The 26,471-nt window shown below is 65.7% G+C and carries 16 protein-coding genes and 7 pseudogenes; 10 read left to right on the top strand and 13 right to left on the bottom strand.

Annotation, left to right across the window (positions count from 1 at the left end; translation table 11 throughout):
- Nucleotides 1-1,208: 1,208 nt before the first annotated feature.
- From OG310_RS36280 to OG310_RS36265, 4 genes and pseudogenes are all read right to left on the bottom strand, one after another.
- Nucleotides 1,209-1,937: pseudogene (locus OG310_RS36280) on the bottom strand (NF041680 family putative transposase); the annotation flags it as partial.
- Entirely contained in the window at nucleotides 1,865-2,479 is a 615-nt protein-coding gene (locus OG310_RS36275) for an IS3 family transposase (RefSeq protein WP_329460558.1), read from the bottom strand. The pseudogene OG310_RS36280 and the gene OG310_RS36275, both read right to left, overlap by 73 nt.
- Nucleotides 2,476-2,784, bottom strand: coding sequence for a transposase (locus tag OG310_RS36270; RefSeq protein ID WP_329460557.1), 309 nt, complete (start codon nucleotides 2,782-2,784; stop codon nucleotides 2,476-2,478). Before OG310_RS36270 ends, OG310_RS36275 begins: the two co-directional genes overlap by 4 nt.
- Nucleotides 2,785-2,853: 69 nt before the next feature.
- Nucleotides 2,854-3,088, bottom strand: a pseudogene (locus OG310_RS36265) (transposase family protein); the annotation flags it as partial.
- Between the two features lie 107 nt (nucleotides 3,089-3,195).
- On the opposite strand from OG310_RS36265, the pseudogene OG310_RS36260 reads away from it, so the two are divergent.
- Nucleotides 3,196-3,843 (top strand): annotated as a pseudogene (locus OG310_RS36260) (IS5 family transposase); the annotation flags it as partial.
- 777 nt (nucleotides 3,844-4,620) lie between these two features.
- Nucleotides 4,621-4,842, top strand: coding sequence for a hypothetical protein (locus OG310_RS36255; protein WP_329460556.1), 222 nt, complete (start codon nucleotides 4,621-4,623; stop codon nucleotides 4,840-4,842).
- Nucleotides 4,843-5,462: 620 nt separating this feature from the next.
- On the opposite strand, the pseudogene OG310_RS36250 reads toward OG310_RS36255, so the two are convergent.
- Together OG310_RS36250 and OG310_RS36245 are read right to left on the bottom strand one after the other, a co-directional pair.
- Nucleotides 5,463-5,757: pseudogene (locus OG310_RS36250) on the bottom strand (zinc ribbon domain-containing protein); the annotation flags it as partial.
- A gap of 55 nt (nucleotides 5,758-5,812) precedes the next feature.
- Nucleotides 5,813-6,613, bottom strand: a pseudogene (locus tag OG310_RS36245) (IS5 family transposase).
- 105 nt (nucleotides 6,614-6,718) lie between these two features.
- On the opposite strand from OG310_RS36245, the pseudogene OG310_RS36240 reads away from it, so the two are divergent.
- From OG310_RS36240 to OG310_RS36225, 4 genes and pseudogenes are all read left to right on the top strand, one after another.
- Nucleotides 6,719-7,549 (top strand): annotated as a pseudogene (locus OG310_RS36240) (transposase); the annotation flags it as partial.
- Nucleotides 7,550-9,142: 1,593 nt separating this feature from the next.
- Nucleotides 9,143-9,343 carry a hypothetical protein gene (locus OG310_RS36235; RefSeq protein WP_329460555.1) on the top strand — a complete coding sequence of 67 codons (201 nt, stop codon included), beginning with the start codon at nucleotides 9,143-9,145 and terminating at the stop codon, nucleotides 9,341-9,343.
- Nucleotides 9,344-9,391: 48 nt separating this feature from the next.
- Complete coding sequence (locus OG310_RS36230; protein ID WP_329460554.1) at nucleotides 9,392-9,703, top strand: hypothetical protein; 312 nt, start codon at nucleotides 9,392-9,394, stop codon at nucleotides 9,701-9,703.
- A 4,535-nt stretch (nucleotides 9,704-14,238) separates the two neighbouring features.
- A pseudogene (locus tag OG310_RS36225) lies at nucleotides 14,239-14,828 on the top strand (transposase); the annotation flags it as partial.
- Between the two features lie 37 nt (nucleotides 14,829-14,865).
- Here the strand turns inward: OG310_RS36225 and OG310_RS36220 are convergent.
- Nucleotides 14,866-15,552, bottom strand: a complete 687-nt coding sequence (locus OG310_RS36220; RefSeq protein WP_329460553.1) for a hypothetical protein — start codon at nucleotides 15,550-15,552, stop codon at nucleotides 14,866-14,868.
- A 188-nt stretch (nucleotides 15,553-15,740) separates the two neighbouring features.
- The gene (locus OG310_RS38685) at nucleotides 15,741-15,986 is read right to left on the bottom strand and encodes a transposase (protein WP_443078931.1); all 246 of its coding nucleotides are present in this window, start codon (nucleotides 15,984-15,986) and stop codon (nucleotides 15,741-15,743) included.
- A 1,148-nt stretch (nucleotides 15,987-17,134) separates the two neighbouring features.
- Between OG310_RS38685 and OG310_RS36215 the strand changes: the two genes are divergently transcribed.
- Nucleotides 17,135-18,355 (top strand): ISAs1 family transposase, encoded by a 1,221-nt coding sequence (locus tag OG310_RS36215; protein ID WP_443078930.1) that lies wholly within the window; start codon nucleotides 17,135-17,137, stop codon nucleotides 18,353-18,355.
- 845 nt (nucleotides 18,356-19,200) lie between these two features.
- On the opposite strand, the gene OG310_RS36210 is transcribed toward OG310_RS36215, so the two are convergent.
- Nucleotides 19,201-19,671: an MmyB family transcriptional regulator gene (locus OG310_RS36210; RefSeq protein ID WP_329460551.1), complete on the bottom strand. Its 471-nt coding sequence runs from the start codon at nucleotides 19,669-19,671 to the stop codon at nucleotides 19,201-19,203.
- Nucleotides 19,672-19,740: 69 nt separating this feature from the next.
- On the opposite strand from OG310_RS36210, the gene OG310_RS36205 reads away from it, so the two are divergent.
- Entirely contained in the window at nucleotides 19,741-19,938 is a 198-nt protein-coding gene (locus tag OG310_RS36205; protein ID WP_329460550.1) for a hypothetical protein, read from the top strand.
- A 107-nt stretch (nucleotides 19,939-20,045) separates the two neighbouring features.
- Here OG310_RS36205 and egtD read toward each other — a convergent pair whose 3' ends face one another.
- The 4 genes from egtD to OG310_RS36185 form a co-directional block, all read right to left on the bottom strand.
- Entirely contained in the window at nucleotides 20,046-20,996 is a 951-nt protein-coding gene (gene egtD, locus OG310_RS36200; protein WP_329460549.1) for an L-histidine N(alpha)-methyltransferase, read from the bottom strand.
- Nucleotides 20,997-21,129: 133 nt separating this feature from the next.
- Nucleotides 21,130-22,320, bottom strand: coding sequence for an MFS transporter (locus tag OG310_RS36195; RefSeq protein ID WP_329460548.1), 1,191 nt, complete (start codon nucleotides 22,318-22,320; stop codon nucleotides 21,130-21,132).
- Between the two features lie 77 nt (nucleotides 22,321-22,397).
- Nucleotides 22,398-23,624: a hypothetical protein gene (locus OG310_RS36190; RefSeq protein ID WP_329460547.1), complete on the bottom strand. Its 1,227-nt coding sequence runs from the start codon at nucleotides 23,622-23,624 to the stop codon at nucleotides 22,398-22,400.
- On the bottom strand, nucleotides 23,612-24,787 hold the full coding sequence (locus tag OG310_RS36185; protein ID WP_329460546.1) for an ATP-grasp domain-containing protein: 1,176 nt from the start codon (nucleotides 24,785-24,787) through the stop codon (nucleotides 23,612-23,614). The genes OG310_RS36190 and OG310_RS36185 overlap by 13 nt, the downstream gene beginning before the upstream one ends.
- Before the next feature lie 170 nt (nucleotides 24,788-24,957).
- Between OG310_RS36185 and OG310_RS36180 the strand changes: the two genes are divergently transcribed.
- Both OG310_RS36180 and OG310_RS36175 read left to right on the top strand, forming a co-directional pair.
- Nucleotides 24,958-26,085: a tyrosine-type recombinase/integrase gene (locus tag OG310_RS36180; RefSeq protein WP_329460799.1), complete on the top strand. Its 1,128-nt coding sequence runs from the start codon at nucleotides 24,958-24,960 to the stop codon at nucleotides 26,083-26,085.
- Nucleotides 26,086-26,097: 12 nt separating this feature from the next.
- Nucleotides 26,098-26,469 carry a helix-turn-helix domain-containing protein gene (locus OG310_RS36175; RefSeq protein ID WP_329460545.1) on the top strand — a complete coding sequence of 124 codons (372 nt, stop codon included), beginning with the start codon at nucleotides 26,098-26,100 and terminating at the stop codon, nucleotides 26,467-26,469.
- The last annotated feature ends 2 nt before the right edge of the window (nucleotides 26,470-26,471 follow it).

The raw sequence follows: 26,471 nt of genomic DNA, 5'->3' as shown, positions 1-26,471 counted from the left end.
GAGTCCGTGGCGTCTTACTCGTACTCGATGAGGCGGTCGGCTTCGTGCTGCTGCTGCCGCCGGTGGTCGATGGCGCAATAGGCTTGTTGTTATTCTCGTTCTTCCGTTCCCCGTCGCTATGGGGTCCTTCGCTCCCAGACCCCTTGGGGCTGTTCCCCTTACTGCTTCCGCTTCGCGAACTGTTGTTTCCAGATCCTGGCCCGCTGCTGCCGGAACTCGATGTAATTTGTGGTGACCCCGAATCAGAGAACGGGCCGGGGACGTCGGTCACCCTGACGCCGCCGGGAACAACGGTCTGAATCACGGGAGCCCCCGGTCGTACCCTCGCGCTCAAGTACTCCGGGCCTTCAGGGGAAGCAGTACTCGTTCGCCTTGTAGATTGACCCGTGCCGTACTGCGACCCCCTGCGAGCCGGTACTGCGGCCATTTCTTGGTAAGGCCTCCAGTTATAGTTTGCCCTAACCTTCCCGTTAGGGTAAAGGTTCTGAATGTCCTGCGTGAGGTGCTTCAACCGCCCCTGGCATGGGAGGCAGGGCCCTGTAGTCCCAGCGACGTCGATATAGACCTGAGTACCTTTAGGGGGGTTCTTCTTCATCTGCTCGTAGATGTACCCAGTGAGCTTTACTTCTGCATCGTTTTGCGATGCCTTGCGGCCCGCCGGTGTTGCAACCTCGGGGCTAAACGCGTAGCGACTCTTCTGACTGTCCCATGAATCCTCCTTGCCACTCCGGAATTTTGGGGTCTTCCCCCAGGGCTTACCATCGACGTAGATAGTGGCCATAGCATATACGGCCCGCTCTTCGGTTTGAACGTTCTCGAGCATCTTAGCTCGGCTGGCAGAACCAGAACCCGATGGTACGGGTGTAGTCATGGGTTATTTCCCTTCTCGGCTGGGCACCTGCATCCATAACTACGCGTAGGGTCTTCTGAGGGTTCACCATGCGGGCCAAGCGCCGGTAGGCGCCAAAGCGGCCGTCATCGGAACAGGGCGGGCGGAGGTTCGCGCCACCCGCCTAACGCGGTTTCCCAGATCTCCCGCAGGAGGTCGGTGACACCCACGGTGCGCGCTCTTCGCTTCGGCGCCGACGCAGATAGTCGCGGTAGGTGTTACGAGCGTTCGCCTGTACTGGGGGGTGCGATGCTCGGTGGCGGACTCCTCCATGCGGGCGAGATCCACGTTCACGCGTACGCCGACGCTAACTTGATCTTTAACCTGTGCGGCGGGGTCGTGGGGTGGTGGACTTCTTGGTCCGTTGCTTCGTTGGGCCTGGTGTGCCGACGGTGTGCACGTCATAGCGTGGGGTGGGCCAGGTGTTCTTGCGGCCTGGTGGCCGTCCGGGTCCGGGGTGTGAGGATTTCGGTGCCCCGGCGGGGCAGGCGGTCTTCGGGCGGGGGTGCCGAAAATCGCGGCGGACTCGGGCGGGAGTCAGTCTGTCGATCGGGCTTGGCTTCTCCCACGGTCGGCGTAGGTCGGCCGCCAGCGGGCGGGCGAGCCGGAGTTGCGTGAAGACCGAGAGGATCAGCCAGGTCCATCGGTGTGCTGCTTCGGGGGTGCGGACTTTCGGGCAGGTCCAGCCCAGGGTTTGCTTGAACAGGCGGAAGGTGTGTTCGATGTCGAAGCGCCGCAGAAACGCCTGCCAGAGCATGGTGACGTCCGTGGCTGTGGCGTCAGTGCCGGACCACCACAGCCAGACCGGCTTGGGTGTCGCACCGCTTGGCAAGGAATCGACGTGCAGAAGGATCACGGTGCCCTCAATCACTGGCAGGGCGCCGAGCTGAGCTGTCCAGGCCGAGCGGTGGGTCAGCCTGGGGTGGAGCCGGTCCCAGGCCCGGGCGATGGCGGCGCCGTAGAGACGGGTCTGCGTCACCGTCTGCGCGTCGGGCTTCTTCCAGGTGGCCGGGTCGCCGAAGACGAACTCGCCGCCGTGGCGGGGCGGGCCGAGGCGAGCGCGTACTCCAGCGAGGACAGGACCAGGTCGGCGTCCGCGCGGGCGGAGGTCTCCCAGGCCACCACCCGCCGCGAGAAGGCATCGCGGATGGCGGAGAGCCACAGCGGCCCCTCACCGGTGGTGATCATGGTGAGGTCGGTGACCCACAACCGGTTCGGTCCGGGTGCCGTGAAGTTCCGATTGACCAGGTCAGGGGCGAGCGTGGCGTTGGGATCCCGGCGTGTGAAGCCCTTGCGGCGAGGGCTGCCGCCCGCGATTTCGGCCTCACGCATCAGGCGCTCGACCCTTTTCCGGCCGACATGGACGCCCTCGCGCTTCAGGACGGCATGCACCCGCGGCGAGCCGTAGATCCCGCCCGAATCGGCGTGGATCTCCTTGATCTGCTCGGTCAGCTCTGTATCCCGGCGGCGCCGTTCACACGGCTCACGCTCGGCTCGGCGCCAGCGGTAGTAGGTGGAGGAGGTGATGTGCAGTTCCCGGAGTACGCACTCGACCCCCAGGTTGGGGTGCTCTGCGATGAGCGCCGTCACCTGGGCCGGGTCGGGTCGAGTTGCGCCGCGAAAAACGCCGAGGCCGTTCGCAGGACCTCGTTCGCTCGCTTGAGCTGGGCGTTCTCCTTCCGCAGCGCGGTGAGCCCGGCACGTTCGTCGGTGGTCAGCCGGTCATCGCGCTCGCCGGCGTCGGCCTCGGCCTGCCGGATCCAGCCGCGCAGTGCCTCCGGATGCACCCCGAGATCGACGGCCATTTTCTTGATCTGCGGCTTCGGATCAGATGTGCGATACATCCGCACCGCACGGTCACGCAATTCGAGCGGGTACTTCCTGGGAGCAGCCACGGTCAGAGTTCCTCTCATGAGAACCATCTGACCCCCTGTCAACCTCCTCCGCATCTCGCGGGAACCTCAGTCGACGGCCTTGGCGACGTAGCGGTAGGCGGTCGTGGTCCCGACGCGGAATCCGGCAGCGAGCTGGGCGTGGGTGTGTCCCACGCGCAGGTGGGCGAGTGCGTGAAGGGCTTGGCGACCCGCGCTCAGCCGCTCGCCATCTGGACCCGATCGCACGGCGGTGCCGTCGCAGTTGTTGCGCGAGGAAGTGCAGGGTGGAGCTGGACACGTTGACGCCCGGCGGGTAGACGAGCATGCGAAGCCTCTGGTGGAGACGGTTCTCTTGGTCGAAAACCCATCTACCAGGGGCTTCACCCTGTTGTCAGGCCAACCGGCAGACTGCTGAGGCGGGTTGGGAAAGGCTCCTTGCCACCGTGCTTCAGTGCGTCGAAGTCGACCGTGCATCGTCGGTTCGTCATCTGGTCGAAGGCAGGGTTCTGGGGCCGGCTGCACCAGAGGGTCCTCCAACTCCTCGACGAAATGGACCTGGTCGACCTGTCCCGCGCGGTCCTTGACTCCGCGCATGTCCGCGCTAAAAAAGGGGCGAACTTACGGGTCCGGGCCCCGTGGACCGGGGTGAGCCCGGTTCCACAATGCATGTCCTGTCGGATGCGGACGGAGTGCCCTTACGCGTCGGCCTCCCCGCGGCCAGCACCCACGACGGCCTTGGGCTGAAGCCGGTGCCGTCCCATTTCCACATGGGATACGAACCCCACGCGACTGACTCCAAGCCTCAACGTCTTCACGCCGACCGACAAGGCGTACAACGTCCCTCACCTGCGGAAATGGCTATGGGGGAAACGCATCGGCGTCCACATTGCCCGCAAGGGCATCGAGTCCAGCGAACGATTAGGACGTCGACGGTGGGTCATCGAGCGCACCATGTCCTGGCTGACCGGCTACCGCAGACTGAACCACCGATACGAACGCCACCCGCGCGACTACCTGGCCTTTCTTGGGCTGACAGCCGCAATCCGCTGCTACAAACGCTTCCGCAACCTCACCATGTAGGACACGGTCTTAGCTCGTGCGCACGCCTCGTCCCGGCCTCTGAACCGTGTGGCCGTCGTGGACGTCGCGTTGTTTGAAGGATCAATCCGCCTCAATGATCGAAGGAGTAGCCGTGCGCAACCTGGAAGAGTATAAGGCTGATATCAAGAGCCACCTGAAGAAATATCAGACTCAGGAGTTCACCGCAGATAACATAGCCGAAGCGATCAACACTTCCAAGGCGGGGAACACCGTCTTTGGCAGTGCTCTAGTTGCACTACAAAATGAGAGGGTCGTGACGATGCGGAATTCTAGGGTTCCGGGGCGTCCGCCTTACTTTCAATACAACGTCGATCGACAACGCATGCAAGCAGCGAGTGCCTTCACGAATCAACGAGTTGCTGAAGACGCCCGCATTACCGGTATGTCTGGATACATCCCGACTCCTGCATACTCTGGGCATATGCTCCCCCCGTACACGCAAGCCCCCGGTACGACCTCCAATCACCAGAGTTCCACAGGCTCAAGCAGCTCGACGACAGCCCAGCACCACGGAGGCGGGGGCGCTCGGACCGCAGACCGAAGCCGTTAGAGTCCCTTTTCTCTGATGTTTCACTCCGGAATGGGCTGTTGATTCGACGGTGCACGGTTCCCGACAAGAAGTGGTGGTTTCTCCTGTGAGCGGCGGGCCATCAGGTCGGTTATCGCGAGGCGAGTCATGGCTTCGGAGCGGGCTGGTGGGCTTCGTAGGCTCAGGCCAGGCGCTGGTGGAACGCCAGCCAGCCGAAGGCCCGCTCGATGGTCCAGCATTTCGGGATCAGCGTGAACTCCTCAGGTCCGGGCGATTCCCATGGCGATGCCGTGTCCGGTGGCGTGTTCGACGAGGTGGTGGCCGCTGTCTGCCCAGACTTTGCGGTCCTGGGGATGGGCGGCGGCCACCTGGTCGAGAAGGTGCGTGCCGGCGAGGAAGCCCGCTTGCGATCGGCTCGTTTGAGTACGGCCTCCAGGCGGTGCGGGTGAGCCGTGCGGCCCGGGTTGGCGTCGGGGCTGCCTCCTGCAGTTTCCGGGCCTCGGGCCTGCGCAGACCCGTTGCGTTGGGGATCGAAGGCCGCTACAGCGGCAGGGTCGTACTCGCGCAGCTGCTTACGCAGGCTGGTTGGTCGGCTGTTGGTTCCGGAGTGAGTTCTGCCCAGCACGGGGAGGACGGCGACGGCCTGTCCGGGGTCGCTGCCCTCGGGAGGAGCCGATGGCTGTGCATGCCGGTCCGCAGGATGTTCGCGGGGTGTTGCCGGCCTCGGGCTCCTTGCTGGAAGACGGAGTGCCGGTCGCGGTAGCGTGCGGCGGCTGTCGGATTGATCGCGAACGCCTGCTGCTTCCCAGTCCGCCGCACGGTCACGAGCAGGTTGCCGGAGGTTTCGGTCGCGGCCGGAACCGGGGTTTCCTCGCTATCGCAGTACTCGACCAGCAGGGCCAGAAGGATCTCGTAGCCCGGGCGTCGTCGGTGACGTGCCGCTTGGCGGGTAGCTGGCTGCTGTCATCGACGCGGGCGACGTTGTGTGTCCGCTCGGCCCAGTCAGTGCCGCATTGGCATCCTCTCCGCCCTGAAGGAGGGAGATTCCCGTCTGCCTGCTGGTGGTCGCCGGCTGGGGCTTCGGGTGGGTTCCTGTTTCTTCGCGCTGTGCCGGGACAAGTACGGGCCTTACCCGCGCTCCGCAGGCTGATACGGCCAGTCCGGCGGCCTTGGCGGCGTTGACCGCCGCGTTGATGTCCCGGTCCAGGTGGGCGTCGCAGGCCCCGCGTGTCCACGTGCGGACGTGCAGGGGCTTGGGGGCCGTCCTTGACGCCGCACTGCGAGCACACCTGGGACGTCGGCTCGAAGCGTCCGATGCGGATGGGAGTGCGGCCGTACTTCGCTGCCCTGTATTCCAGCATCGTGGTGGGCTCGACGGGCCTGGGTGGCGCAGGTTCTCCTGTAGGCATCATGGCTAGGCTACCTAGAGGTAACGAGGACGTTGGACGTGGCGGTATGTGAGGCGAAGCCGAGGGATGCTTCGTGGATGTCGTCGCGTCGTTCCCACTGGACTCGGAGGCGCCGGAAGCCGTGGAACCAGGCGATCGCGCGCTCGACGACCCAGCGGTGAACGCCGAGGCCGGAGTCATGGGGCACTCCGTGGCGGGCGATGACCGATTTGATGCCCTGTGCCCAGAGCAAGCGACGGTACTTGTCGTGGTCGTGACCGCGGTCGCCGAGCAGGACGTCAGACCGTCAACGTGGCCGTCCCACGAGCCCCGGGACAGGTGGAATTTTGGCAGGCAGGGGCATCAGTTGGGTGACGTCGCCCATGGTTTCCGCCGGTCAGTGGCATTGGGAGCGGGGTGCCCTGCCCGTCGACGAGGATGTGGTGCTTGCTGTCCGGCCGCGCGCGGTCGACCGGGCTGGGGGCGCTTTTGGGCCGCGCCGAGCGGCCCGGACATGAGGGAGTCGATCACCGCCCGCGACGAGTCGAGCTGTTTGGCCGCTCGCAGCCTGGTCAGTAGCACGACGTGGAGCCTGTCCCAGACTCCGGCCCCGTCGCTAGCACGTCAAACCCGAACCGAACCCTAGCTCCTGCGGCAAGTACTCCCACTGGATGCCGGTATGCAGCACGAACATGATCCCGCACAGCGCCTGGCGGTCAGGCACTCTCGGTGGACCGGCCACCAGTTTCGGCCCTGGCACAGGTAACAACGGCTCGACCGGCGACCACAGTCCATCCGAGACGGTCCATGGACGTGACCCCCTCTTTCCCACGAACAGCCCAACGAGCTTCCAAGCTCACAGTCATGTCATCAGGGGCTCTGGACAACGCGATATCGGCGGCGCTCGCGCCGTAGCGCAAACCGCGGGCGGTGGCCCGGGGAGCCGATGGCCACCTTGCTGCGGCCGGGCAACGCGGGCTCCAACACCGCCAGTGACCACATCGAAACCGCCCAATTCGCCTGGCCCAACAGCCGAAACACCTGCGGCGGGCACGGCAGACACTGATCTGGACCAACTCCGTCAGCGGCACCCACACCTTCTCCGACTGGCCCTCCAGGCCAGGACGGTGGCTGTCGTGTTCCGTCGGAATGACCAACACCGACACCATCCACCAGGCCGTGCTGAAGATCCCGGAGAAGGGATGGACGCCGGCCTACGATGCCAGCGGCACCGAGCGGCCCGGCTCCTGGGTCGCGGAGATCACCGACATGCCCGACCTGAGTAGCTGGCCCAGGGGGATGCGGCTGATCGTGCGTAAGGAGCGCCTGCGGTTCACCGACCTCGACGGACTGACCTGGTTCGCCACCAATATCAAAGGCGGTCAGCTCGCCGACCTCGAACCACGCCACCGCAGACGGGCTCGCCACGAGGACCGTATTCGAGGCGCCCGGCACACCGGCCTGCGCAACCTGCCCCTGCACGACACCGCCCAGAAGCGGATCTGGCTGGAGATCATCTCCCTCGCACTCGACCTCCTCGCCTGGATGCCAATGCTCGCCCTGACCGGCCAAACCCGCCGCTGGCAACCGAACAAGCTCCGCCTGCGCTTGTTCTCCGCTGCTGCTCAGCTCACCACCACCGGCCGCCGCCGCTCAGCTCGCCACCACCGGCCGCCGCCACTGGCTCCGCTTCACCGCCCGATGGCCCTGGACCGACATCATCACCCGCGCGATCGACAGGCTCCACAGCCTCTCGAACCCCGGCTGACCAGCCACGTCGACCATACTGACAACCCGCATCACCACGCCGGCGAGGTGGAACCCGGCGCCCACTCGACGCGACAACCGGGCCCTCAACCTGCCCTAACCCCGAAAAGACCCACCACACAGACACAGAGTCCCTGTCAGCTTGCTGACAGAGACTCATGAAGGATCGGGGCTAGCTTTTCTTGCCGCGTTTGGGGGTCGACGGGTTGGAGTTGCCGACTGGTCTGGTTGCGCTAGAACCTCGAGTTTGAGGCACTGTGCGGGGCGGGGATTGAGTTATTGTGCTCTGAGGGTCCATCCAAGATTTTAAGTATCGCCCCCCTGCGAATGTGCGGGCCGTCTGGTTGCTTTCGCGGAAACTGTTAACCCTCCCTCGATTTACCTCCTTGCAAGGTCGACCCTTCTCGTTTGCATAGTCAGATTTGAATCCTACGAGCTTTCCCTCTTCGTTGATTTGGGGATTGAATCCGTTTCGGCTGAGTGTCAGCTCTATCAGGTGGTCAGGGTCGACAAGGCCCCTCCTGCTCAGATCATTCATCCACCTGCCGACAGGCAGATTGTCATAGTACAAATTCATACTGGGCCTGACGCCACGCCTGTCAGGGTCTTGGCTCACGTAACTGTCAAGCGCGGCGACCATGTCCTCGTTTGTGTAGGAGGCGGTCCGCCCGGTCTTCTTGGACGTCCGGTTGATGTGGGTGGGTTGCTCTTGGGGCATTGTCGTGCGGGCTGGCGGTGCGTGGGTGGATGTGCTCGGGCTTGGTACGTCAACAGTGGGAGCGGCTGTGCGGTGTGTTTGTGGGCAAGGTCGTACAGGCCTTTGGGGAGGGAGCGCGAGGGGCCGGGGTGAGGGTGAGTTGTACTCGCCGAACAGTGAGTCTTGTGACTCCTGCGAGCTTATGGAGGCGCTCCTGGGGTGTTTTGTCTGCAAGTTGGGGGGTGCGAAGTGGTGGGTCGGGGGTGAGGAGCGGGGTGAGCTGTTGTCGCTGAATGGTGAGTTCGCGGGGTCGCGTTGGTTTGGGGACTGTTTGCTGTCGGGTTTCTTGGGTTGTGTGTTGCTCATGTGCCGTCGCCTGCGTTCCTTTCGTGTGCGGCCGGCGGGCCGCCTCTCTGCCTACGACGAGTGCCGCTGCTGCCGAGTTCAGGTGCGAGCCGACGATCTGAGGGGCCAGCCGTCTCGCGTTCGATGGGGACGCCACTTTGTGCGGGGATTTTGAGGCGCGGCGCCTCCTCGTTCTGATCCATCGGTGTTGTCGGTGGCTGATGCTGAGCGTGTTGTGCTGGAGGGGTGGGTGTGCCGTGGCACGACGACGCAGGCCCTGGCCCAGCGTTCAAGGGCCGTTGGGCGTGTGTCGAGGGGCCTTCGATCCTGGGGGCGTCGCGGCGGCTGTCGGTGACTGCGACACGGTGCGTTCCTGGCGGTGGCGGTTCGTGGGGCGTGGCTTGGAGGGCCTGTCGGATGAGGCGTGCTCCGGTGCGGTGCGGTGCGGAAGATCGCGACGGGAGTGTCGAGCGGGTTAGCGTCAAGACGCCGGAGGGGACGTCGAAGATTGGCACCCACTGGTCGAGGTGGCTGAAGGAGCCGGCTACCGGGATGCCGCAGTCAGCCATCTCGTGGATTTGGCGGGCGTTCGCTCTCGCTCCGCGGCGCTGGCAGACCTTCAAGTGGCCTGCGGACCTGTTCTTCATCGACAAGGTGCGTGACGTGGGGGCCTCTGCCTTGGACCTGCTGGAGAAGGCGTTGCTGCCGGGCGTGGATGGGAAATTCCAGATCCAGGCTCTGGACCGGTCCTGACCCGTACCGCCGGTGGATTACGGCGTCCCCGAACCTGTAGTCACGGCTATGTCTATGCCGGCACCCGCCGCATTGTTCGCGTCCCTGGAGATTGCGATCGGCAAGGTGATCGGCGCCCGGCACCGTCGCCATCGCGCCAGCGAGTTGCGACAGTTCTTCGTCAAGATCGACAAGGCTCTTCCCATCGGTCTCGGCGTGCTCCCGATCTTGGACAACTACCTCAGCCGCAAGACGCCTGTTATCAAGAGGTGGCTATTGGCGTGTCCGCGCCTTCGCCCGCACCTCACGCCTGTGAGTTCGTCCTTGTTGAACCTGGTGGAGCGGTGGTTCGGCGAGCCGGCCCAGAAGGAGATCAGATGAAGTGTCCACCGCTTCGTCCAGAGCCTGGGTGTGACGTCTGCGGCCGGCTCGCCGGCTGGAACGGATACCCCTGGCCCATCATCTGGACGAAGACCGCCAATGAGGTCCTTGACGAAGTTGCCGTCTATCGCCGACGCATCCCCGACTTGGGTCATTAGGCCTCAGAGTGCACTACCCAGCCCTGCTCAAGTCCTTGGACCATTCACTTCCCCGGGGCCGGATATGCAAGGCTGGGCGTCGGCGGCCCCTGGCTCTGATACGACCGTGGGCGCCGCGCGTGGTCGGGCAGTTTGTCGAGGACGTCTTTACCATGCTGGATGAACGGTCCGTCGTTTCCCCAGGGCCAGCGTAGCTACGCGGATCGCCCCGAGCCTCGCCGCCTCGTTCCGATCCGTGCTCGACCAGCGCGGACTCCGGACCGCCCGAATCGAGAAAGCCCTTCAGGTGAACCCCTTCCCAAGACCATGACGTACATGCTGGGGATCGACGTCAAGACCGCAGTCCTCTGCGCGTTGGTCCCCACAGTGGGTTGAGGGGGGTGAAGTGAACGGCTCGTCGGCTTGAACGGGAGCTTGTCCGCACTCACGCTGGGCCTGATGGCGGCGCCGCTTTGCAATGCGTCCTACGCCCGGCGAAGAACGAACTAGGCTCGGGGAGTGGCCACGCTCAAGCCAGCGGGATCCGGTCTGTAAGCCGCGTGTCGCCCGAGCTCACTGTCTAAGTGCAATGGTGTTCCGGACCAATGACCAACTGATGGAGGCGAAAGAAGTTCACCTCCTCGTACTGGAGTTGGGGCGCGGATTGGTGGGCTGCCGTGAGGGGCCAGCTGGCGTCGAGGAAGATGAACCGGAAGGAATTGGATTCATCCAGCTGTACTGGGGTGTTCCTGCCGCTAGTCTGGCTGTGGCGGCTGTGGCGGCCGGATCCGCAGGAGCGTTATTCCGTGCCTTCTGTTTTGCGGACCTTTGAGCTTTTATCTCCTTGCGCTCTTGAGGGGGAATTTCGTTCGATCGCCTCACTTGTGCTGCGGACCTTTGAGCTTTAAGCGCATTGCGTTCTTCAGGACTCATGTCGTTGTATCGCTTCTTTTGCGCCGCACTCATCGCCGCAATAGTCTGGTCCCGCTTCTCTTCGGGCATGTTAGCCCACCGGTTAACCATCACTTCAGACCGTCGATCCCTCTCCCTCTTATGGTCCTCAGGGGTCATAGCCGCCTTCCTCTTTTCATGCCCTTCAGAAAGTCGACGACGGGCGGTGTCCTTCTCCTCGTCGGTCATTCGAGCCCACCGCTGGATCTGCTGCTGTCGCCTGTTGGCCGTTTGGAGTAGTTCATCCCACCCCGTCGCCTGCCCCGAACTGCCTTTTGAGGTCCCGTGCTGCGAGTCCACGAACACTCACTCCTTCTATAGGCCCGGCTCCTCGGCCGGGATGCAATCCAAGCTCCTGACACTTACTACGGCTAGTCCACTGCTCAGGATCAACTGGGACTGAAATGTTCGGCTCTGTTCCGTAGTCGGTGGCGGTGCTGAGTGCCTATGTGCTGAGCAAGATGTGGTGGGGGAGGAGTTCGCATCCGGCACGGTCGTGCATCTGCCGTGTGATCCGTTTGGTGTGGGTGGTGACCTCTTCGGTGGGGCATTGCTCCAGGGCAGGGTGAGGCCGGTGTTGGCTGTGGCGGGGTCGAGTTGGAGGCTGTTGCAGTAGGTGTGTGGGCGGGGTGGGTCTGTGCTGTGGGCCCGGTGGATCCATTAGGTGGGCTTGGAGGGTTGTTGTCGCTGGAGGGTGTCGGTGGGGCGGCGAGGTTGTGGATGAGGGAGTGGTCTGGGTGGTCTGGCGTCAGGTCGTAGTGAGGGGCGGAGCAGGTTGGTGTCCTTGGTCCGCGGGTGCTCGGGGTGGGTGAGGTGGCGGGGTTTTGAGGGGGCGGTGGTCTTTGGCGCGGTCCTGGTTGTTGTAGCGGGCTGGGGGTTGGGGCTGCTGGCGTGGTCCGCTTCCCTGATTTTGTGCAGGGGGTGGGTGAGGGGGATGGCTGGGTTGTCGGAGCGATGCCGGCGGGTGGTCGTGTGGGGTGATGCGGTCGGTGGACGGTTCAGGGATGCGGGCGTAGGGCTTGACGGTGTTCAGAGAGAGGCCCAGTCTGCGGGGGCAGTCGAGCATTCCGATGCCGGAGTCGGGGGGATTGTGTGCCGGCGCTTGCGGGTGGCCTGCACGCGGACGACGGCCGGGACGGTGCGGGTTGATGGTGGCCCAGCAAGGGGCGTGGGTGCGGACCTCAACCAGGACCTCGTCGCGCAGGTTGCCCCAGGGGTGCCGGCGGTCGCTGATCTGCACCGCGTCACGCGGTGTTCGGCGGATTGGCTTGGCGTAGGCGGCCGAGCCGTCTCGGCACACGGCCTCAGCCCCCTTCTGCGTGCGCAGTTACGCCGCGAAGGTGGCGGCCTCATGGTCGGGCAGGGGATGGCGCGTTCCCCGGTCTCGGCGTCAATGAGGGTCGTTGGCAGTGGCAGTGGCAGTGGCAGTGGCAGTGGCAGTGGCACGGGGCGGGGTCGTTGGCCCCGATCACCCATGAGGCGCACACCGTCGGAGGGGGATGCGCCGCAGTAGGCGCAAGGCGGCGGCACAAGGGAGGGACGTAGCCATAAACGGGGTGAGACGGGAGGCCACCCAGCCGCCTGACTCCTTGGCAACCCCCGAGACCCGCGTGGTCAGACGCCTGGTGTGGCGTTGAAGGCGCTTGATCAGCCCGGGAACTTGTTCAGAGGGTCTGCTGCCGACAAGCCAGGCGCCGCGCCCGGACGCGAGCCACGACCGGCCGTCCATGGGGACATCCGCCACCGTCCGGACGTGATAGCCGTGTACTTTTCCCGTTAGGGCCCCGCGCAACGGGCAGGGCGCCGGACATCCCGGGCCCGGGCGATCATCCGGATCACTCCACCGACATCCGCCGCATCCGCGATGACCAGCACCAAGAGCCCTAGAAACGCCGGTGTTACAGGGGCGTTGGCATCTCGTATACCAGCTCGACGACAGCTGTCACCTACCGTCACCACTGACTACGGAACAGGGCTGAGAACTCGACTGACCTTACCGGAGGATCGCAAGTGGAATCCTCGAACGTTTTCCGGGAGGTCTGAAGTGAATTCTGGGCTCAGGTGACCAGGCTGGACGGCCCGAGAACGCGGTACTGTCGCGGAAGTGTGACCATCGAATCAACGAGAGCGTAATTGGGTTGGCCAGCGCGGGGGTGGATAAGATGGCATGACTCTCGGGCTGGCGATTTACGCTTGTCAGGTAGTCATGGCGCTCTGAGTTTCTTGTGGTATCCCGAATTGAATGTAATGATAGATGTGCCCGGGGTGGCCGCCCTTGCAGCCCTGCCGGGCTGTTACTTCCGTCTACTTGTCTTCATTTTTGAATTGGGGGAAGGAAGGGGCAGTGCCGCAGGGGTGCTAGATGAATTCGTGGAATGATGCATTGGCAGAATTGGTTCATCTCCCTGCAGGTCCGCGCTCCGCGGGCCTGCCGACGTCACCCTCGGTTGACCATTATCGGCATGCTGCTCGTGGTGGTCTTCCCAAGCGCGTCCCAGGTTTCCAAGAGATTGCAATCCCGAGCCAGTAATCTGCAAGATGTTTCCTGTTTTGGGGCTGATGTAGCCGAGACCTGCGCCAGCGCCGTATCCCGCTGCGCCGGCGATCTTCAAGGAGTTAGTCAGCGTGTGCCTATGGTCTGGGGTCGGGCTTCGTAGTTCGCTGACTACTTCTTGTGCTGCTCCAAAGCCGCTAAGAACCACCCCTGCCCCGTAGACGGGGTTTCCTGCCTTTGGGAGTTTTGCGTTATTGAGAGCTATACCTGCAGACTGAAGGCCGAGTGAAGCTGAGTTGATGACGCTTTCACGTTTGTCCGCGCTGGAGACCTGGCCAGGACGCTGGGTGCGGTTAGGCTGGGCTGCCGCTCGTGACTGCATGGGATTGGGTTGCGGATGAGTGCGGCTTTCGCGGGAGGTGCGGGTCCTGATTTCCGACGTGGTCCATCGGCTCCCACTGGACCACGTCGTGTCGTGGCTTGTGCGTGCACTCTTGTAGCTAGTGTCCGAATCGCTGCCACTTTGATGATTTTCGCTGCTCGGATGATCCGGCACTTAACTTCCTCTTCGTTTCGTGTCTCGATTGGCGCGTTGCACACCTTTGGCCTCCCTGCATCGCCACAAGCAAGGGCGCAACCTGGACGGGACGACTTAGCCGCGACTTGCCGGGTACGGGTGGCGTCAGGTGCCGCGCGGCGTCTTACATCAGGCAGGCAAGCTGCGGAACGCCTACATGCCCGCACAGACAACGACGGACTAAATCGCTTCACGGTTCGTCACGGTGGAAGAATCCCCCCAGCCCTCGTGCAGCTGCGCCAGGGAGAGGAGCCAGCGGGGTGGGCAGATCCCGGCAGTCCGCAGGGTGTCGCATGGCCGTTGTCGTCAGCCTTCGACCCGTAAGCGGGACTGTAAAAAACGTTCGGTGTAACTCCCGGTCAAGGAAGATGCACCGGTGACCAGCAACAACACGCCCGAGGCCGAGTCCGTCGAGCAGTCTGAAGCGGCGCCAGCGAAGTCGTGGACGACCGGATGATCGACGGGTTGGTGGGCCGGGCTCAGGCCGAGGGCCTTCAGCTGACCGGCGAGGGCGGGCTGCTCCAGCAGCTGACGAAGCGGCTCCTGGAGTCCGCTCTCGAGGGCGAGATCACCGACCACCTCGGCTATGAAAAGCACGATCCGGCCGGGAAGAACGGCGGCAACTCACGCAACGGCACCCGCGCCAAGTCCGTGCTCACCGACGCCGGCCCGGTGGAGGTTGCCGTTCCCCGCGATCGGGAAGGCAGCTTCGAGCCGCGGATCGTCAAGAAGCGGCAGATGCGCCCGACCGGCGTTGAGGAGATGGTTATCTCGCTCGCTGCGAAGGGCCTGACCGCCGGTGAGGTCCAGGCTCACCTCGTGGAGGTCTATGGCGCCGACATATCCCGCCAGACGATCCCCACGATCACCGACAGGGTCCTGGATGTGAGGGCCGAGTGGCAGAGCCGGCTCCTCGATGCCCTCTATCCGCCCGTGTTCATCGACGCGATCCACGTGAAGATCCGGGTTCTGTCGACGATCTCGTGATCCAGGTGGTCGGGACTCAACGAACGATCAGGCCGCGTTTGCGAGGAAGATCGAGGCCAGCCTGCCCGAACATCTGGCGTTTCAGCATCTTCAGCCGGCTGGCGTTGCCTTCGACGGCGCCGGAACTGTAGGGCAGAGTGAGACCGTTGCGCACGGCAGCGAGGTCGCGCCGGGGGTTGCGGGCAAAGGCCGCGAGCGGGACCGGGGTGTCCTGTTCGGCGTCGGTGATCCAGTCCTCGAGTCGGTCGCCGTGGCGGCCGGTCATCATCACGGCGAACTTCCGGACGTGGCCGGTAAGCCGGTTCAGCTCGGCATCCCGCTCGCGCAGACGGTGCGGCTTGTCCGCGACTTCGTCTCGGAGGTGCTCGAGGTGCGTCATGATCCGGGAAGTGACCTCACGGACTGAGGGAGGCTTGGAACCGGGAGCGGGCGCACGACCGTGTCCGGTCCGGTAGCGCCGCAGGTGACGTTGGATGGCCAACTCGCCGCCGGGATAACCGAGGCCTTGGATCCCCCGGCAGAGCTGGGCGGCGTTTCTGGCGCCTTCATTCCAGCGTCGGTGCAGGTAATCGATGTACGGGTCGACGACGTGCACCCGCTGCATGCTCTTGGCGACGACGTCATCGGCGGAGCGGGTGTTGACCGGCTTGCGGATGGTGGCCTGGTACAGGCCGAGTTTCCGGCCGATCGCCGCCTTCGACATATCTGCTCCCAGATTTCGTGGGCGGTGGGGTGCTGTTCCCGCAGCTGTGTCACGATCTTCGGCTCGTTCGGCGACTGGACCACTGCAGGCTCCATCCTCAGCTGGTCGACAGTGTCGTCTGGAGCCGGTTCGGCCAGGCGGGAGCGATGGGCGTTCACACTCTTTTCGACGGCCTGACCGAGGTTGGCCTACAGGTGATACCGGTCGTCTACCTGCTGGGCCTGGGGCGCTCCAACCCGTGCGCCTTCGCCGTAACCGTTGGAGCGGTCCCGGCAGATCACCTTGACCTCGGGGTGGCCGCAAAGCCAAGCCGCCAGGTCCTCGCCTTCACGGCCGTCGTAAAGATGCAGCGGCCGGTGGGTAGCGCGATCCAGCGAATCACAGCCCCGCCGAACCCCGGTTGACCGGTAACTCCGGCCGTCCCGACGAGCCACGGCAACATCTCGTAGCCGTGGGACTCGGCATCCACCCGACGCGACAGCCGGGTCGCCAACCTGCTGACCCAGCCCGCGCAATTCCGCACCTCGCGAGCACAGAGTCCCCGTCAGCGAACCGACGAGTGCTCATGAATGATCGAGGCCAGGAAGGACCGGCTCGAGTTCTTCCGGTCCAACGTATCGGTACCCCTGTCCCGACTCACTCACGTCAGCCAACCTGGAGCACTTCCGACACGCGCCCTAACGGACCGCCGTTTGAACCAAGTCCCACGCCTCCACGTTGACCATGGAAAGGAGGGTGCAGGCGGCCTCGGTTGCGTGGTCGGCTGTGCGGTGCGATGAGGCGTGAGAGACGACGAGTCGCGAAAATCCATCCGCCAAATCAGGAGTAGCTCATGGACAACGGACAGGCCAACGGGGCCTATCTAAACAGCTCGGCGCCTAGGGGTGACACTTCGGGCGGGGGGAGGAGTTCTCGACGAGAGGCCCAATTTAATAGTAGTGGCAAAGAACAGACGGCTGACCAATTTTACACGCAGCTCAGTAGTTATCTAGGCGGTGAGGAGCATACTCAATGGGCTATTGAATCGCAGGAGAGGGATAGGATTAAGATGCAAGAGGAACATAACTTCAGAATGAAGAGGGATGGACCGCAGGCCGCGCTTGACGCGAAAACATATGCAGGGCGAATAGAGCATTTGAAGACTGTAAGGGGGTATGTTAATCCTAATTATGATTCGAGTGGGAATGCGGTTCGGGGGCCGGTGCAGTGGGAGGGCCATCCGCCCTCTACGCGATCCGCGGCGCGGATCGCCCAGGCGGACCGTTGGACCAGGCCTCCGCAAGGACCCTCTGACGGCAGCCCGGTTTTTCCCGCCTCGCGGCGGCCTGCAGCTTTCAACCAGCAAAGCGGTCTCGCCCCGGGGGGCTCGCGCAGCGGTGCGCGGCCTATACCCAATGTGCCCGGGCCGGGCAAGTATACGAAACCCTCGCAGGGGAGGGACCCGGGATCTCGTCGACGTTAAGCCGTGTCCTGTACAGCCAGGTTGCGGCAGGGCTTCGGCGTAGTCGGCTGACGCCCGGTTGCTGACGTCTCGTCGCGTTGGGCAGGGTTGGATACAGCACAGGCACGGACGTCCATGATCATGGAGTTCTCTACGCTCTGTGACCTTGGACTGCCCGTGCCTGCCGCTGCATCTTCTCTGATCTCCCCTGTCTTTGACCAGCTCAGGCCGCATCCGGAAGTGTCCGGGAGCGAGCTTCCGGATTTGCTGGAACGCCTCGCGCAGGTCCCGGACCCGCGTGATTCGCGGGGAGTTCGGCATCCGCTCGTTACGCTCCTCGCGCTGACGGCCTGCGCGGTCCTCGCCGGAGCGAGATCCCTGCTCGCGGTGGGTGAATGGGTGTCCGACGCACCGCCGGCCCTGCTGGAACGGCTCGGCACGGTCATCGACCCACTGGTGCCGAAACGGAAACGGTCCTGGCCCGCGGAATCCACGATCCGGCGGCTGCTGGCCAGAGTTGACGCGGACGCCTTGGACCACGCGGTCGGAGCCTGGCTCGCGGACCGGCAGAGCGGAAAGGAAGGACTGCGGGGACTGGCGGTCGACGGGAAGTCGCTGCGGGGTGCTGCCCGCGCGAAGGGACGGAAGATCCACCTCCTGGCCGCCTGCGACCACGTGAGCGCACTGGTCCTCGCCCAGATGGACGTCGGTGAGAAGACCAACGAGATCACCCGATTCCAGCCTCTGCTCGACACCCTCGAGGACCTGGCCGACACGGTCACCAGCGACGCGATGCACACCCAGCATGCCCACGCCGTCTACCTGCTCGACCGGCAGGCTCACTACATCGTGATCGTGAAGCGCAACACGAAGAAGCTTCGCAAGCAGCTCAAGTCCCTTCCCTGGAAGCGGATTCCGCTGCAGGACAGGACTCGTTCGACCGGTCACGGCCGTCATGAGATCCGCCGGTTGAAGGTCTGCACGGTGAGCAACCTGCTCTTCCCCGGGGCCCGTCAGGCCGTCCAGATCGTCCGTCGCCGCGTGGACCGCAAGACCGGGAAGATCAGTCTCAAGACCGTCTACGCGGTCACCAGCCTCACCGCCGGGCAGGCCGGCCCGGCTCAACTCACCCGACTGATCCGAGGACACTGGACCGTCGAGGCCCTGCACCACGTCAGGGACGTCACCTTCACCGAGGACGCCTCCCAGGTGCGGACCGGAAACGCACCCCGAGCAATGGCCACCTGCAGAAACCTCGCGATCGGAGCCCTCCGCCTCGCCGGCATCCGCAACATCGCCGCCGGCCTCCGACGGGCAGCCCGAGACCACACCCGACCCCTCGCCCTCCTCGGCCTCACATGATCAAAACGGACGACACCGAACTACGCCGAAGCCCTGCAGGTTGCGGAAGTACTTTTAGCAGCACACGGTTGGCAACTGCGCAGATGGCGTTCGCAGCGGTAGTCCAGCCGACGGTAGTCGGTGAGCAAGGTCGCCCCGGATGCCGAGTTCGTCGAGGACGACGCGGTAGAGCCCGGTCCAGACGCGGTCCCGGCCTTACGGCGTGGGCCGGGCAGGCCGAACGTCGGCGGGAGCTGCCGCCAGGTGCGGTTCTACGCGGCCACGAAGGTATTCGCTGTCAACGCCTCACTGTCAGCGGCTCGTCAATGGCCTCTGCCTTGCAGACGTATGACTCCGTCGGCGGCGCGGCTGTCGGGCACGGTGGAGTAGTGGGGCCAGTGCTGCCTAGGCGTTGTCCCGTTACTCAGGGCAGGGGTCGGTAGGTCACCACAGGAAGATCTTATTGTGCGGTCGCGCCCCGAATCGCGGCCTAAGCCGGATCCTGACCAGGTAGATCGAACCGGACATCGGCAAGCGGTGCCCAGAGTTACGGGACAGCCCTTAGGGTCCTTGGGCATGTGCGGGGACAGCTGCGGGTCGTCAAGGAGGTCGGGCGAGGTTATCGCCCACGCCTGTTCGCCGAGGACGTCGACTCGTACGGCGGCCCTGGCCGCTTGGAGTGCTTTCTGCTTACGCAGCGGGTCCGTGTCGAGTGGGTCGCGGACGTAGGGGTGGTCGCTCATGTGTACGCCTGTCTCGTTGCGGTGACGTGGATTTGGCAGCTGGGGCGGCTCGCGCCCGATCTGCCGGAGCCGGAGAGGAGGAGAGCGCGCACGGCGCCATGGCCTCGGGTCGGGGCGCCGGGGTCACAATCGGGTGCCGTGGAAGGGCATGAACACGACGGTGGTGGGGTGTGAGCTGGAGGGCTGGGCGGACGCCATCTGGACATATCCGGGTCCCCATTGGGCGTGCTGTAGGCGCCAGGTTTCGGCGGCGAACGCTCGGGTGTGGTCGACTCGTGCGTACAGCGGGCCGGCGATTGGGTCGCAGACGACCTCGCTGACGAGGTCGGTGAGGCGCGTGTCGTCGGGATGGGTCAGCTGGGAGAGCTGGAGGTGGAAGGCAGCGGCCTGTGCCCAGGTGCCGGCCCAGTCCCGCAGCGTGCCCTCGCGCGCTTCGGGGGAAAGGAGCGTCCAGCGGAAGACGTTGTGCGGCGGAGTATGGGGGCTCATGGTCGCGAAGCCGTCGTTGTGGTGGAGGACGTCACCGCGGTGGTCAGTGATCAAGGCGATGCTGTCGTGTTGGGAATTGATGATCTGCCGCCACAGTGCGCTCACAGCTGGCCGCGTGTCGGCGGGAGCGGGCGAGGGCTGTTTGCGGTAGACAATGGCATAAAGCAGGGCCCTTTGGCGGTTATCCATCTGCAGGACCGCTACGACGTGATCGACGTAATGTTCCGGCGGGCTCGCCCATCGGCCGCTCTCGAAGCGCTGGAAGGCGTCAACACCCGCCTCGCCACCGCGCAGGGCGATGAGCTGGTCTACTTCGCTCTGGGTCAGTCCCGGTGTGCGAGGGCCACGGCGGGGTCGAAGCAGGGACGGTAGCCCGGCGTCCGCACGGGTGAGGCGGGCCCGGGAGGCGCGCAGGAAGTCACCCAGCACGTCGGGACGGGTAGCTGCGAGGGCTGGCACAGGTCCTCCTGGTGATCGACTCAGACGTGCAGACCGGCGAGCGCGACGCCGTAGCGGGTGGCGTGGTCCGTCCACCACCCCTGCACCGGCAGTCCGGCCGCAGAGAGTTCTGCGGCGAGCCTGGCCGGCCGGAATTTCGCAGATATCTCCGTGCGCAGCTCTTCGTCTGCGTCGAAGGCGACGGTGAGGCCGAGGGCAGGCACGCGTACGGTCTGGGCCTTGAGGGAGCGCAGCCGCATCTCGATCCACTCGTGCTCGACGTCCCAATGGGCGATGTGTTGGAAGGCTGGGATGTCAAAGTCGCATCCCAGTTCGCGGTTGAGGCGGACCAGCACGTTGACGTTGAACGCGGCGGTGATCCCGGCGGCGTCGTCGTACGCACGCACGATCACGGCGGACTCCTTGACCAGGTCGGCGCCTAGAAGCAGCGTGTCGCCAGCACTCATCTGGGCCCGGAGAGAGGTCAGGAATCGATGCCGCGCATCGGGGAGGAGGTTGCCGAATGTTCCACCGAGGAAGGCGATGACGCGTCGTGATGCTGCTGGCAAAGGGAAAGGACCGGTGAAGTCGTCGATCTTCGGCTCGATGCTCAGGTTCGGGTAGTCGGATTTGAGAGCGCGAGCGGCATCGATGAGGGCATCCTCGGACACGTCGACGGGTACGTAACGCGCGAGGTGGCCGGCGGCCCGGGCCGCGTCGATCAACAGCCGGGTCTTCGTAGAGGATCCCGAGCCCAGCTCGACGAGAGTGGTGGGCTGAGTGCGGCGGGCGATGTCGGAGCTGTGCGCGGTGAGGATTTCGGTCTCGGCCGACGTGGGGTAGTACTCGGGAAGCCGTGTGATTTCCTCGAACAGTCGACTGCCGGCCGTGTCGTACAGCCAGGTGGGCGACAGGAACTTCGGGCGGGCGAGCAGCCCGTCGCGCACGTCAGCCAGGAACGCCGGATTGATGGACGGAGCATGGACAGACATGGGGTGGTGGCCTTTCGAGGCAGGAATGGGTGAGTTTGGGGCCTTGCGGCTGCGACGAGCGTGTGTCGGATCGCGATCCCCTGAGCAGCTACTGGCGGGTGCACCGTTTCTCAGCGTTGGGGGAAAGCGGTGGTCAGGCGTGCCTTTTAGATTGCGATCGTCCTCGTCCGTGTCCGGCTGTTCCCTTCCTGCGGCGTGCGGCTGCGGTGGCGGCAGCGGCCGCTGCGGGCAGTTGAAGGGTGCTGGAGATGATGCCGGCGGTCGCCGTACCCAGGGCGCATCCGATGCCCAGGGCCGAGGCCACGAGCGCGTTGGTCTCGGCTGAGTGGCCCGGCGGCGCGAGCTCCGTGGCGGCGAGATAGGCGCCGGAGATGAGGGGAGCCATGGCCAGGCCCGCAAGAAACGTGGTCGCGGTGATGCCGAGCGGGTCGTGCGCAACGCTGAAGGGAAGCCAACCGAGGGCGAACAGCGAGCAGAGCACGGTGAGTTGTTGCAGAGGGTGTGCTTGCCATGTGCGGCGCCCGTGCAGAAGCCCGCCTACGACAGCGCCCACGGACAGGGCAGCTGGCAGCGCGCTGGCGAGAGCTGGCGCCTCGATGTGGTTCGCCGCGCGGAGCGCGATGACCGTGACAGCGCCGATGGGGCCGCCGGCGCACACCATCGCCAGGCACAGCAGCCGAATATCGGCTGAGCGTAACGGGCCGGTCCGCTGCACTGCTGTCCGGGAGGCGGCCAAGCGTCGTGCCGGAACAGCGGTGAGGACCAGCGCGGTGCCGAGCATGCTCAGCACCGCGTCCGCAACGAACGCCATCCCGGCACCGGCCGCCAGAGCGGGGGTGGCGACCAGCAGAGGACCTGCAATGTAGAGGAGTTCCTGCGCGGAGGTGTCCAGGGCGAGCATGCGGCGCAGATGGTGACCGCTGGGCGTGAGGGTCGGCCACAGCGCCCGCACCGTGGCGTCCAGCGGCGGCGCGAGGGCCCCGGCGATCAGCACGGCGCCGCCTACGATGGTCTGTTGCCGGCCGCAGACCAGAGCCAGCAGCGCGAGGCTGCTCACCGCGGACGTCGCGGACAGGACCCATCTCGGTTCGTATCGGTCTACCAGCCGGCTGACGAGCGGTCCTCCGACCGCGGCGGACAGCAGGTACAGGGAAGCCAGGACGCTGGCGAAGGCGATGCCGTGAGAGGGCTCTGCCCTCAGGAGGGCGAGGGGGATCATGGCGCCGGGCAGCCGGCCGATGAGGCTGCCGGACAGGAGCCGCGCGGTGTGGGGCAGGCGCATCACGTCCCGATAGCCGATTTGGTGCGCGGCGTTGGCCGACATGTCGGGCCCGAGTGGAGGGGAGGAGACAGGCACGAGCTCTCCGAGGACAGAGGACGGGCAGGGCGCCGTGAGCGCGGTCACGGCATGGTCGCGGCTGACTTGAGCGTGGCGACGTCGCGGTCGATGGCTGCGGCATCGTCGGCGGTCAGCAGCAGCCAGGCCGGGCCTGGGCCGGAGTCCAGTCCCTCGTCAGCAGTTCGGGTGGGCAGATGCCGGGCGGCCGTCGCCACCGCAGGCGGGCACGACGCCAACCGGATTTTTGCCACGGCCCGCGAGGCCTGTGGTGCCTGGTCTCGGCCGCCGGGGGCGCAGAGGCGGCGTGCTGTGGCCAGATGCGCGGCCTGGGCTGCGGCATCGCCCACGAGGTCGCGCATGGTATGTACGGCGATGTCGGGGTGGGGGCCGGGCACGACCGAGAGCAGGACCGGCCCCCGATCGGGCAGGAGCGCCATGCGCGCCCGTGACGGGCCGAAGCGAACCCCGAGGGCGGTCAACGCCGGTTGCAGACAACGGCTGAGGCAGCGAGCGATGAGGGTCTCGCCGCGGACCAGGTCGAAGCGCTGCACCAGAGTGAGATCGTCGTCGCGAGGCTGTGCCCACAGGGCGGTGACTCGGTGTTCGGGTGCGATCCCGGCGGGCACTGTGACCGTGTCGAGGTGATACATCATTCCGGGCGGCCGCTCCTGCAGCACATAGGTGTCGGCAGGCGGTGTGGTCTCCAGTAGGCGCGCCCATGCAGCCTGGAGGTCCTGCACGGATCGGCACGGGATGCCCGCGTCAGAGTAGGCGGGGTCGGGGTGGTGCAGGACGACTTCCGGGACCTGCGAGAAGACGGCCGAGGGCAGTGCCGTCTGCTGGCCATGAACTCGCACTGTCAGCGCAGTGGGCAGCGTTGCGCCGCGCAACGCCAGAGCTGTCTCAGCGATGTCAGTGCGATACCCCTGAAGGAACAGGTCGTTGCCTGGCAGCGCCAGCCGTGCCGCCAACTCGTCGGCCAAGCGGACCGCCCTGGGCGAGCCGGCCAGCACAATCTGGACGTCGAGGGAACTGAGGGTGGCCGCAGCGCCGGCCACGTCGCCGGAGAACTGCAGCTGCCCGTCGTAGGGGAAGTGGACCGGGGCAACGCCGATGGGTTCGGTCGTAAGGCTGAGCGCCCGCCAACCGTGCTCGTGCAGTGCGGATACGTACCGGATCCCAGCCTCGTCGGGGGTGACGATCGCAGCGAGACCGGCTCGTGGGGTCCCCTCGGCGGCAGGCGAGAGGATCGGGATCTGCGGAACGTACGGCGGGATCAGGCGACGCATGCCGTGGCCTGAGTCGGAAGGACCGTGTGCGTCGTGATCCGCTCGACTTGAGCGATACGGTCCTGGCAGGTCTGCGGGGTATCCCCGGTGACCACGATGTGCACCAGGCGATCCAGGAGGGTGGCCTGTGGGGGAGCGGTCACCTGCTGGCCCGGCCTCGCTGTGCGCGTGTACGTGTCGAGCCAGCTCGCGTCCACCTGCGGCGTCGTCAGCTCACTGAGCTGCCCGGTACCGGCCGGGTAGATGAATCGCACTGCGGCACAACCCGTCGCGGTGTGCTGGAGGTCCTCGGGGCCGATTGGCTCACCTACGGCCAGGCCGGCGGCGATCAGAGCAAGGTCCACCCCGGTGGCCAGGCGCACCAGGTGCGGGATCAGATCGCCGCCCAGGCGGGCATTGATTTCGATGATGTGCGGTTGCACGCCACCCAACAGGCGCATTTCCACGTGGTGCACGCCGGTGACGATGCCGACAGCGTCGAGCGCCGCGGTGGCGACCTCCTGAATCCGCGGGTTGGCAAGCAGTGGCTCGTGGGAGTCGACGACGTGGCCGACTTCTTCGAAAGCCGGCTCCGGCCCCAACTCCTTGCGCGTGACGGCGACGACGTGCACCTGGCCGCGGCCCAGCGCGACGCACTCGACGCTGATCTCCGGCCCGTCCAGGTACTGCTCCACCAGCACCCCTTGCTCACCCGCGTTCTCCAGACCCAAGACGCGTGCTGAGCGCGCGGTGCGGTAGGCGTCGCGGACCTGCCGGGTGGTGTCGGCGCGGCGCACCCCGGCACTCCCACCCATCCCGCGCGGCTTGACCACCACCGGGTAGCCCAGCTCCGCGGCGTACGCAATGGCGTCCTGCTCGGACGGCGCGAGGACGGAGCGGGCCGAGGGGACCCCTGCGGCGGCCAACAGGGTTCGTGTGCGGTGTTTGTCGCGTGCCGCGGCGATCGCCTCCGGCTTGTTGCCCGGAACGCCGAGCTGCTCGGCGAGTCGCGCGGCCGCGGTCACATGGTGCTCCATGTAGGTGACCACGCCGCTGACACCGTACTGGGAAGCGATGCGCTGGCCGGCCGCGAGCAGCGCCGTCTCGTCGTGGAGGTCGACGTTGAGTGTCTGCACGGCGTGAGCACGGGCCCAGACCGGAGCGTGCTCGTCGAGCAGCACCACGGGGTACTCGCCGCCGATCGCTCGCAGTCCGTATTCCCTGAAGAGACGATTCCCTGCGCCCAGGACGAGAAGGCGTCGCGACCGCGTGGAATTGCATTGGATGCATGCGTTGGTGGGGCTGGTTTGTGGGTGTTGCGGGAGGATTCTACGGGTATCGCTTCGTGCATTGGATGCATGTTCCGTGCGGTGGCTGGGGGTCTGTTTTGGCAGGGTTTGAGGGGTCGGCGCGGGGGGTGTTGGCGTCGGGTGTGTCGTTGTTGCGTCCGCAGGATGTGGTGTTCGAGGCGATATTGGAGGGGTGGGGGCGGCAGCAGCGTGGGGGGCGGGGGTTGCAGGCGGCGACGGTCGCGGGGCGGGTGGCGGCGGTGCGGCATTTCGGGGTGTGGACGAACGGGTTTCCGTGGCAGTGGTCGGCCGCGGACTGTGATGAGTGGACGGCTCATTTGTTGGGGGAGTTGGGTCGGGCGCCGTCGACGGTGCGTCAGTATCAGACGGCGTTGCGGCTGTTTTGTGACTACGTGACCTCGCCGCATTACCAGTGGCCGGAGGAGTGTGAGGAGCGTTTCGGGTCGCATCCGGTGCAGGTGTGCCATGAGTGGAACACGCTGGCGCATCTGACGGAGTACGAGGGGGATCCGCGGCGGCGGCCGATGACGCGTGAGGAGGTCCAGGCGCTGCTGGACTATGCGGACGGGCAGGTGGAGCGGGCCGGGGTCTCGGGGCGCAAGGGGATGGTGGCGGCGTATCGGGACGCGACGGTCTTCAAGGTGATCTACGGGTGGGGTCTGCGGTGTACGGAGGCGTCGCGGCTGGATGTGGAGGACCTCTACCGCAGTGCGAGGGCGCCGGAGTTGGGGTCGCTGGGGGCGGTGCAGGTGCGGTTCGGGAAGCGGAGTCGGGGCTCTGCGCCGCGGCGGCGGATGGTGTTGTCGGTGATGCCGTGGGCGGTGGAGGCGCTGGCGGAGTACGTGGCGGTGGTGCGGCCCAGGTACGCGGTGGGGGAGGGCGGGGCGCTGTGGCCGACCGAGCGGGGCGGCCGGCTGGCGCGGCGGGAGATCGAGGCCCGGTTTTCCGCCTACCGGGACGCGTTGGGGATGGAGCGGTCGCTGGTGCCGCACTGTCTGCGGCACAGCTATGTCACCCATCAGATCGAGGACGGGGTGGACCCGGCGTTCGTGCAGCGCCAGGTCGGGCACCGTTACGCCTCCACGACGGCCCTGTATGCGGGGGTGAGCGGCGATTTCATGAACTCGATGATGCGTAGGGTCCTGGATGAGGCACTGCGCGGGGGCCATTGAGGAGTATTGAACATGTCGCGGGAGCTGGACTATCGCTGGCATCTGCGGGAGCTGCTGGCGACGCGGTGCTCGCTGTTCGCGACGACGGACCTGATTCCGTTGCTGGCCGAGCGCGGGGTGGTGCTGTCGGCGAGTCAGACCTACCGGCTGGTGACCGAGCGGCCTGAGCGGTTGAGCCTGCGCACGCTGATGGCGCTGCTGGACATCCTGGGCTGCTCGATGGAGGAGCTGATCGAGCCGGTCGTGGTCCAGGGCCGGGCGAGGAAAGCGGCCGGCGAGCAGGGCGGGCCGGGCCGGGCGGGTGGCGGGGGTGCGGGGCAGCAGGCTTCGCAGTCGTTGGACGGGTTGCGGCCCAGGCGGGCCCGCGTGATCAAGGAGCAGTAGCG

Origin of the sequence: Streptomyces sp. NBC_01497 (assembly GCF_036250695.1) — a bacterium.
GTDB lineage: Bacteria > Actinomycetota > Actinomycetes > Streptomycetales > Streptomycetaceae > Streptomyces.
The sequence above is the reverse complement of the archived record's forward strand: the minus strand, read 5'-3'. Positions and strand labels throughout refer to the sequence as shown.